This is a genomic window from Cyanobium sp. LEGE 06143 (assembly GCF_015207535.1).
Classification (GTDB): domain Bacteria; phylum Cyanobacteriota; class Cyanobacteriia; order PCC-6307; family Cyanobiaceae; genus NIES-981.
In genome coordinates, this window is the sequence record NZ_JADEWP010000117.1 from 1 (window position 1) to 8,005 (window position 8,005).

The 8,005-nt window shown below is 69.6% G+C and carries 10 protein-coding genes and 3 pseudogenes; 7 read left to right on the top strand and 6 right to left on the bottom strand.

Annotation, left to right across the window (positions count from 1 at the left end):
• The 3 genes from IQ216_RS09140 to IQ216_RS09150 all read left to right on the top strand — a co-directional run.
• Positions 1-932, top strand: a 932-nt coding sequence (locus IQ216_RS09140) for an ABC transporter substrate-binding protein (protein WP_193815226.1), incomplete at its 5' end; no start/stop codon positions are given.
• Positions 929-1,702, top strand: coding sequence for an ABC transporter permease (locus IQ216_RS09145; RefSeq protein WP_193815227.1), 774 nt, complete (start codon positions 929-931; stop codon positions 1,700-1,702). The genes IQ216_RS09140 and IQ216_RS09145, both read left to right, overlap by 4 nt.
• Positions 1,703-1,713: 11 nt before the next feature.
• The gene (locus IQ216_RS09150; protein ID WP_193815228.1) at positions 1,714-2,481 is read left to right on the top strand and encodes an ABC transporter ATP-binding protein; all 768 of its coding nucleotides are present in this window, start codon (positions 1,714-1,716) and stop codon (positions 2,479-2,481) included.
• Between the two features lie 9 nt (positions 2,482-2,490).
• Here IQ216_RS09150 and IQ216_RS09155 read toward each other — a convergent pair whose 3' ends face one another.
• Positions 2,491-2,670, bottom strand: a complete 180-nt coding sequence (locus tag IQ216_RS09155) for a hypothetical protein (protein WP_186699405.1) — start codon at positions 2,668-2,670, stop codon at positions 2,491-2,493.
• 107 nt (positions 2,671-2,777) lie between these two features.
• Here IQ216_RS09155 and IQ216_RS09160 point away from each other — a divergent pair, with 107 nt between their 5' ends.
• Together IQ216_RS09160 and IQ216_RS09165 are read left to right on the top strand one after the other, a co-directional pair.
• Positions 2,778-3,707, top strand: coding sequence for a fatty acid desaturase (locus IQ216_RS09160; RefSeq protein WP_193815229.1), 930 nt, complete (start codon positions 2,778-2,780; stop codon positions 3,705-3,707).
• A 206-nt stretch (positions 3,708-3,913) separates the two neighbouring features.
• Positions 3,914-4,525: pseudogene (locus tag IQ216_RS09165) on the top strand (homoserine acetyltransferase); the annotation flags it as partial.
• Between the two features lie 128 nt (positions 4,526-4,653).
• Here IQ216_RS09165 and IQ216_RS09170 read toward each other — a convergent pair.
• From IQ216_RS09170 to IQ216_RS09180, 3 genes and pseudogenes are all read right to left on the bottom strand, one after another.
• Positions 4,654-5,481, bottom strand: a pseudogene (locus tag IQ216_RS09170) (glycoside hydrolase family 3 N-terminal domain-containing protein); the annotation flags it as partial.
• Complete coding sequence (gene rbfA, locus IQ216_RS09175) at positions 5,474-5,905, bottom strand: 30S ribosome-binding factor RbfA (protein WP_193815230.1); 432 nt, start codon at positions 5,903-5,905, stop codon at positions 5,474-5,476. The pseudogene IQ216_RS09170 and the gene rbfA, both read right to left, overlap by 8 nt.
• Before the next feature lie 2 nt (positions 5,906-5,907).
• On the bottom strand, positions 5,908-6,114 hold the full coding sequence (locus tag IQ216_RS09180) for a DUF751 family protein (protein WP_186698451.1): 207 nt from the start codon (positions 6,112-6,114) through the stop codon (positions 5,908-5,910).
• 66 nt (positions 6,115-6,180) lie between these two features.
• Here IQ216_RS09180 and IQ216_RS09185 point away from each other — a divergent pair, with 66 nt between their 5' ends.
• The gene (locus tag IQ216_RS09185; RefSeq protein ID WP_193815231.1) at positions 6,181-6,921 is read left to right on the top strand and encodes a glutathione S-transferase family protein; all 741 of its coding nucleotides are present in this window, start codon (positions 6,181-6,183) and stop codon (positions 6,919-6,921) included.
• Here the strand turns inward: IQ216_RS09185 and IQ216_RS09190 are convergent.
• A complete protein-coding gene (locus tag IQ216_RS09190; RefSeq protein WP_193815232.1) occupies positions 6,857-7,546 on the bottom strand; it encodes a DUF6816 family protein in 690 nt (229 codons plus the stop codon). The genes IQ216_RS09185 and IQ216_RS09190 overlap by 65 nt on opposite strands.
• On the opposite strand from IQ216_RS09190, the gene IQ216_RS09195 reads away from it, so the two are divergent.
• The gene (locus IQ216_RS09195) at positions 7,545-7,823 is read left to right on the top strand and encodes a chlororespiratory reduction protein 7 (protein WP_193815233.1); all 279 of its coding nucleotides are present in this window, start codon (positions 7,545-7,547) and stop codon (positions 7,821-7,823) included. The genes IQ216_RS09190 and IQ216_RS09195 overlap by 2 nt on opposite strands.
• On the opposite strand, the pseudogene IQ216_RS09200 reads toward IQ216_RS09195, so the two are convergent.
• Positions 7,783-8,005 (bottom strand): annotated as a pseudogene (locus IQ216_RS09200) (shikimate kinase); the annotation flags it as partial. The gene IQ216_RS09195 and the pseudogene IQ216_RS09200 overlap by 41 nt on opposite strands.

Consider the following 8,005-nt stretch of genomic DNA (forward strand, 5'->3'; position numbering starts at 1 on the left):
CCGCCTGCGGTGGCCAGGGCGGCGGCGGCTCAGATGCGCCGGTGCGGATCGGCTACAGCGCCTGGCCCGGCTGGATCCCCTGGAAAGTCACCGAGGAGAAGGGCCTGTTCGGGCTGCCGGTGACCCTGCAGTGGTTTGACGGCTACCTCGATTCGATCAACGCCCTCAACGCCGGCCAGCTCGACTGCAACAGCCAGACCCTCGGTGACACGATCAGCTCGATCGCCGGCGGCGCCGAACTGCAGGTGGTGCTCACCAACGACAACTCCACCGGCAACGACCAGATCATCGTGGCGGAAGGGATCACCAGCCTTGCCGATCTGAAGGGCAAGAAGGTGGCCGCCGAAGAGGGCACGGTGGATCACTACCTGCTGCTGCTGGGCCTGGAGCAGGCCGGCCTCAGCGCCGATGACATCACCTTCGTGCCACTGGAAACCGGCGCGGCGGCGGCCGCCTTCGTGGCCGGCCAGGTGGATGCGGTGGGCGTGTTCGCTCCCTTCACCACCCAGGCCCTGAAGCGCGCCGGCAGCAGCACCCTGTTCTCCTCGGCCGACTTCCCCGGCGCCATCAGCGATCACCTGGTGTGTCGCACCGAGTTTGTGGCCAACAACCCTGAAAAGGTGCAGAAGGTGGTGGATGCCTGGTTCGCCACCCTGGCTGAAATCAAGGCCAACCCCGGGCCCTCCCTGGCCATCCTCAGTGCCCGGGCAGGAGTGAGTGAGGCGGAGTACACGGAGTACGACGCCGGCACCACGATCTTCAGCCTGGAGGACAACCTCAAGGCGCTGCAACCGGGCACCACCATGGCCTCCCTGCCCTTCGCGGCGGAGCAGATCAGCACGTTCCTGCAGGACGTGGGGCTGGCCACGAGCCCTCCCAACCTGGATGGCCTGTTCGCGGCGCAGTTCGTGGAAGCCGCGAAGACTCCATGAACCGGGCTCGCCTGCAGAGTCTGGCCCTGCACCCCTGGGTGCTGGGGCTGGTGGGGATCCTGGCCGTGGTGGCCATCTGGAGCGCCGTGACAGCGGCTGCTGTGGTGGATCCCCTGTTTCTGCCCAGCCCCTCGGCCGTGCTGGCCGCCGGCAGCAGCCAGGCCCGGGAGGGGTTGCTCTGGGCCGACCTGCTTGCCAGTGTGGGACGGGTGTTCGCCGGTTTCGGCCTGTCGGCGCTGGTCGCCCTGCCTCTGGGGATCGCCATGGGCACCAGCACCTTGATCAACCGGCTGCTGGAGCCGCTGATGGGCCTGATCCGCTACATGCCGGCTCCGGCTTTCATCCCCCTGTTGATCATCTACTTCGGGCTGGGTGAACTGCCCAAGATTCTGCTGATCTTCATCGGCACCCTCTTTTTCAACACCCTGATGATCATGGATGCGGTGAAGTTCGTTCCCAACGAACTGATCGAAACAGCCCGCACCCTGGGGGGCCGCCCCTCCCAGGTGCTGCTGCGGGTGATCACCCCCTGCATCGCCCCCCAGGTGCTGGATGCCTACCGGATCAACATGGCGGCTGCCTGGAACCTGGTGATCGTGGCGGAACTCGTGGCCGCCAATGAAGGCCTGGGCAAACGCATCAGCCTGGCCCAGCGCTTTCTGCGCACCGATCAGATCTTTCTCGGCCTGATTGTGATCGGGCTGATCGGGCTGCTGATCGATCTGGGCTTCCGCTTCACGATGCGGCGAGCCTGCTCCTGGGCCAACTGAACCCCCAACCGATGCAGCTCGTTGTCGATCAGGTGTCCAAGGTGTTCGGGGTGGGCCGCAGCGCCAGTTGTGTGCTCGAGGASATCAGCTTCAGCGTCAACAGCGGCGAATTCGTGGCCCTGGTGGGCAGCTCAGGCTGCGGGAAATCCACCCTGATGCGCCTGGTGGCTGGCCTGGACCGCCCCAGCGCTGGGGTGGTCACGGTGGACGGCCAGCCCGTGCGCGGCCCTGGTTCCGACCGCGGCATGGTGTTCCAGAAGTACAGCCTCTACCCCTGGCTCACGGCCGCCCAGAACGTGGCCTTCGGCATGGAACTGCAGGGCCTCAGCAGACCGGAGATCCGCGAGCGCACGGGCTATTTCCTGGAGGTGGTGGGCCTGGCCGATGCGGCCCGGCGGCGACCCCGGGAGCTCTCAGGGGGGATGCAGCAGCGCGTCGCCATCGCCCGCGCCCTGGCCGCCCAGCCCAAGATCCTGCTGCTGGATGAGCCCTTCGGGGCCCTCGACCTGCAGATCCGGGAGTCGATGCAGGAGTTTCTGCACGGGCTGTGGCAACGCACGGGCCTCTCGGCGCTGCTGATCACCCACGATCTTGAGGAAGCGCTGCTGCTGGCCCAACGGGTCCACATCATGGCGCCGAGGCCGGGGCGGATCGTGCGCAGTGTCCAGGTGGATCTGGACCACGGCAACATGGCCCACCTACGAGTGTCGCCACCCTTCCTGGCCCTGCGGGAGGAGTTGGCCACCTGTCTGCGGGGGATGGAGCCTGCCCTGGCCTGAGCCCTCGCCTCAGGCGGGGTCAGTGAACTCCCCCGGAAGGATGTTCAGGTAAACGGCTTCCTTGAACAGTCCCTGCTTGGCGAGCGGATCCTGCCGACTCTGGGCAGCGGCGTAGCGGTGGCGCAGCGACTCCACGAGGGTCTGACGCCGCCGTTCCTGAGACTGGAGGGCTTGGTCTGGGCTGGCCATGACGGTAACGACCACTACATTTCCTTGCCTGACTTTAGGGCTGTGGACGTCGCTGCCGTCGCATTGCCTACCGCAGTGGCAGTAGGCCAACTGCTGGACTACCTCCTATGGCATCCACGTCCGCCGCTCTGATTGACCGCCAGGCCCTCAGTGAGCTGAACACCCTGCGGCGGGGGCCGGCCTGGCTGAGGCTCAGCACCCACCTGCTCCTCGTGGTGATGGCGGGATGGCTCTGGCGCCAGCCCGATCTGGCCCTGCCCTGGCGGGCCACCGCTCTGCTGCTGAGCGGCATCGCCCTGGCCACCTGTTTTGCCCCCCTGCACGAGTGCTGCCACCGCACCGCCTTCCGCAGCCGGGCCACCAACGATGCCGTGGCCTGGCTGGCAGGGGTGCTGAGCTTCTACAACGCCACCTTCTACCGGCGCTACCACCAGTGGCACCATCGCTTCACCCACCAGCCCGGCCGCGACCCGGAACTCGAAGATCCGGCGCCCACCTCCTGGCCCAGCTACCTGAAGGAACTGAGCGGCTGGACCTGGTGGAGCGGCAAGCTGCGCGGCCATGCCCGTCTGCTCTGGGGCGACCTCAGCGCCCTGCCCTACCTGAATCCTGAGGTGATCCCCCAGGTGCGTCGTTCAGCCCGGCTGCAGGCCCTCGTCTATGCCCTGGTGCTGACCGTCTCCTGCGTCGGCGCGAACGGCTTTCTGTTCTGGAGCTGGCTGCTGCCCCTGGCGGTGGGGCAACCCTTCCTGCGCTTCGTGCTGCTGGCCGAGCACAGCGGCTGCAGCTTCAGCGACGACGGCACCGCGAACACCCGCACCACCTTGACCCTGGCGCCGCTGCGCTGGCTGATGTGGAACATGCCTTTTCACGCCGAACACCACCTCTACCCCTCCCTGCCCTTTCACGCTCTGCCCCAGGCCCACGCCCTGATCGCCCCCCAGCTGCGCCACCTCGACCACGGCTACCTGCGGGTGCATCGCCAACTGCTGGCCGACCTGCCCTCCCTGGCCATCCCCGCACCTGGGCGAGCGTGACGCCGCCGAGCCGGCATCACCAGCTGGGCGCCTGGCCCCTGGCCTGCGGCCGGGTGATCCCCGAGGCCCGGATCAGCTACCTGCAGCTGGGCGAGCTGAACGGCGCCCGCTCCAACCTGATCCTGGTGCCCAGCGCCTATGGCGCCCGGGTGGAGGATCTGGCCTGGCTGGCGGGGCCAGTGCTCGACCCCGAGCAGTGGTGCATCGTGATCGCCGGCCAGTTCGGCAACGGCGGCTCCAGCAGCCCCAGCCACGGCGCCATGGGCCTGGCCGAAACGGGCTGGGTGGTGCATCACAACGACAACGTCGCAGCCCAGCGCCGGCTGCTGGCCGAGGTGTTCGCCGTGGAGCGGCCGGCCCTGATCTACGGCTGGTCGATGGGGGCTCAACAGGCTTACCAATGGGCGATGCAGCATCCCGAACAGGTGGAGCGGATCTGCTGCATCGCCGGCACGGCGCGCACTTCCCCCCACAACCGTCTGTTCTGCCTCAGCCTGCGGCAGGCCCTCACCGCAGACCGCCACTGGAATGGCAGCGGTTTTGATGCCATGCCCGAGCAGGGGCTGCGCACCTTTGCCCTGATCTACGCCAGCTGGGCCGCCAGCCAGCCCTTCTTCCGCACGGTGAACGGTTCGATCGAGGCCCATGTGGAGCAGCAGTGGCTGCCCCACTACCGCCGCCATGACCCCCGCGACCTGATCGCCATGCTCGACACCTGGCTCGCCCACGACGTGGCCGGCGGCGGCGATCTGGCCGCTGCCCTCGGCCGCATCACGGCCCGAACCGCCGTGGTGGCCTGCAGCCACGACCTGTACTTCCCCCCCGCTGACCTGGCCGCAGACGCAGGCGCCATCCCCGGCGCCTGCCTGCACACGATCCACTCCGAACTCGGCCACCGCGCCGGCAATCCCCACAGCAGCACGGCGGAGCAGCTGCAGCTGCGCYMCATCACCAGGGCATCAGTCACCACCAGCCCCCGGAAGCCCAGATCGCGCCGCAGCAGCTGGCTGAGCACGGCGCTTGAGAGGGTGGCCGGGCGCTGGGGATCGAGGGCCGGCAGCAGCAGATGGGCCGTCATCACGGCGGCCACCCCGGCCGCGATGGCAGCGCGAAAGGGGGGCAGCTCGATGGCTTCCAGCCGCTCGCGGCTGTGGGGCAGCACCGGCAGCTCCAGGTGGGAGTCGCTGCTGGTGTCGCCATGGCCGGGAAAGTGCTTGGCGCAGCCCAGCACGCCCACGCTCTGCAGGCCCCGGCAGAAGGCGGCCGTCAACTCCGCCACCACCGCAGGCTCTTCCCCCCAGGCACGCACGTTGATCACCGGGTTGGCGGGGTTGTTGTTGACATCACACACCGGGGCCAGCACCCAGTTCAGTCCGGCTCGGGCGGCATCCCGGCCCGTGCAGCGCCCGTAGCGTTCGGCCAGATCCAGGGCCAGCTGGGGATCGCGGCCGTGCAGTCGGCCCAGCCCCAGGGGCGGCACCAGCCAGCTGGCGCCCTCGAAACGCTGGCCCACGCCCTCCTCCACATCGGCGCAGAGCAACAGGGGCTGCCCAGCCCAGTCCCGCAGCTGGCGGCAGCGCAGGGCCAGCTCGGCCGCCCCCGCCCCCAGCAGGATCACGCCGCCCACGCCGAGCTCCAGCAGCGCCTGCAGCTCCGCATTGGCCAGCTCCCAGCGGGGGTAGCGGCGCTGGTGATCGGCCAGATGGCCGCTGGCCCTCACCACCAGCAGTTCGGCGGCCAGCCGCTGCAGCTCCGGTTCCAGTGGCCTAGCCAAGGGCGTTGTCGGTCTCGTTGGCAGCGGGCTCAGCGCTGGCGTCCGGGTCGCCAGGGTCCCCTTTCTCGAGCCGTTCCTCCTCCAGCCGGTTGAGCAGCCCCAGCACCGTGGTGCCGCGCTCCAGGCCCCGATCCAGCAGGAACACCACTTCCGGCGTGCGCCGCATCTTCAGCCGCCGGCCCAGTTCACCTTTCACGTAGGGCGCGGCCGAGCGCAGGCCGGCGATGGCCTCATCGCGCTCGGCGTCGCTGCCGTAGACGCTCACGAAGATCTTGCAGTGCTGGAGGTCGCCGGCCACCTCCACATGGGTCACGCTCACCATGCCCTGGCTGACCCGCTCATCCTTGATGCCGGCCACCAGAAGCTCGCTCAGCTCCCGCCGGATCAGGGAGGCCACCCGCTCCACCCGTCGCCCCTGTGCCATGGCTAAGCCACCGGAGTGGCGTTCAGCATCGCCTGCAGGATCAGCCCGAGGCTGAGCAGGCCGCTGACGGCAGCGCCGATCAGGGCCACCGCGGTGACGGGATTGCGGCCCCGGGCCGCCAGGGGCTCCAGGACGGAGTTGGCCACCCCCAGCCCGAAGGCGATCAGGTAACGCGGATAGCGCGTCACGTTCAGCAGGAAGTCCTTCATTGCCCCCGGAAACACTCATGGCGGTGCCTGCTGGCTACTCTGCCGCCTTGGCTTCGGGCTTGACGCATGCAGCTGCACCAGTTCCGCCACTCCGCCTTCTGCGAGAAGGTGCGGCTTGTGCTCGCTGCCAAGGCGCTCGACTACAGCGTGGTGGAAGTGACGCCTGGGGTGGGTCAGCTGGAGCTGTTCCGGCTCTCGGGCCAACGCCAGGTTCCGGTGCTGGTGGATGGTTCGGAGGTGATCGCCGACTCCACCGCCATCGCCCAGTACCTGGAGGCGCTCCATCCCCTGCCGGCGCTGTTGCCGGCAGAGCCTGAGCAACGGGCTCGGGTGCTGCTGCTGGAGGACTGGGCCGACACCGCCCTGGCGGCCGGAGTGCGAGCCGCCCTGCTGCAGGCCCTGGCCGGTGACCCCGTGCTCAGGGCCGGCCTGCTGCCGGAGGCCACCCCCGGGCCCGTGCGCCAGCTGCTCTCCAGCCTGCCCGGCGCCGTGATGCACGGCATGGGCGATGCGGTGACCGGCCTGATCGGCACCCAGGAGCGCCGCCAGCTGCAGACCAACCTGGAGCAGCTCGCCACCCTCACGGGCGGCCGCGCCTATCTGGTGGGCGACCAGCTCTCCCTGGCGGATCTGGCCGTGGTGGCCCAGCTCTCGCTGCTGCTGTTCCCGGCCAGCGCCGGGGCACCCCTGGCCGGGCACGGCATCAGCGGCCTGGCTGACCATCCGCTGCTGCAGCCGCTGTTCAGCTGGCGCGATGGGATCCTGGCCCAGCTGGGTCGGGCTGGAGCGGCACCAGCTTCAGACTGATGCCCCGGCTGCTGCTCGCCTGGGCCGCCAGGCCGGCAGTGGGTGACGGGTAGGTGGCCTGCCACTGCCGGGTCTCGATGCTGCCGTCGCTGCGCAGCTGGAAGCGGCTGAGCGTTTCCACCCGGCTCAACCGGGGTTGGCCCGGGCCATGCAGTACCTGCAGGGCCAGCTCATCGGCCAGGAACGCGCCGGTGGCCGGCTGGTCGCTGCGGCGGCCGATCACACTGGATTCGAGCTGGAAGGGGGTGCCCTCTGGCCCCCGGAGCCTGGCGATCTGCCGGTTCGGGTCGGCCGGATCGTTCTCCACGGCCAGCAGGGCCTCCCCCAGCAGCGCACTGCCGATGGCGCCGGCGTTGAAGGCCCGGTCCCCCACCACTGACCCGTTGCCGTCGCGCAGGAAACGCACCTGGTACTCGTTGCCGTCGTCGTCGCTGGCCTGCCAGGCCCCCTCGAACCAGGCCGGGTAGGCCAGGTCGCGGCGGCCGGGGCGCGTCAGCGGGGCCGGCAAGCTCCAGGTGGGCCACTGGGCGATCCGCGCCTCCAGGGGCGATGGGTCGGGGCTGAAGGCAGCAGGCCAGGCCGCGAACCACAGCGCCAGGATGGCTGCCATCAGCGTGTTGCCCATGTCCGACCCCCTGTTGCGGGAGCTTGATCATTACGTGGTGCTGGAGCCGGCCGGGGCCGATCAGATCCTCACGGCCGCCGAAACCGTGGCCTGGCTGGAGGCCCATCTCGCCGCCCTGGCCCAGGTGCCCCACGATCTCGCCGACCTCGCCGGCGGCCGGGACAGGGCTGAACGGCTGCTCGAAACCGCCTGCGAGCTGGAGCTGGAGCCCGGCCGCGCCATCCAGTGGTTCGCCGTCAGGATCGATCCGCCGGGAGCCCATCCAGGGACGGGCTGAGGCCGCCGTCCTGATGGCGCAGCAGCGCCGGCTGTTCGGGGGGGCTCAAGGCCTCCCGCAGCACGCTGGGCAGGGCCTCGAGCAGCTGCTGCGCCACGACCTCGGGGGGCTCGCCGTCCTGGCTGATATAGAGATCCGCCTGGCTGTAGAGGGGGCGACGGGCCTCCAGCAGGGCCCTGAGC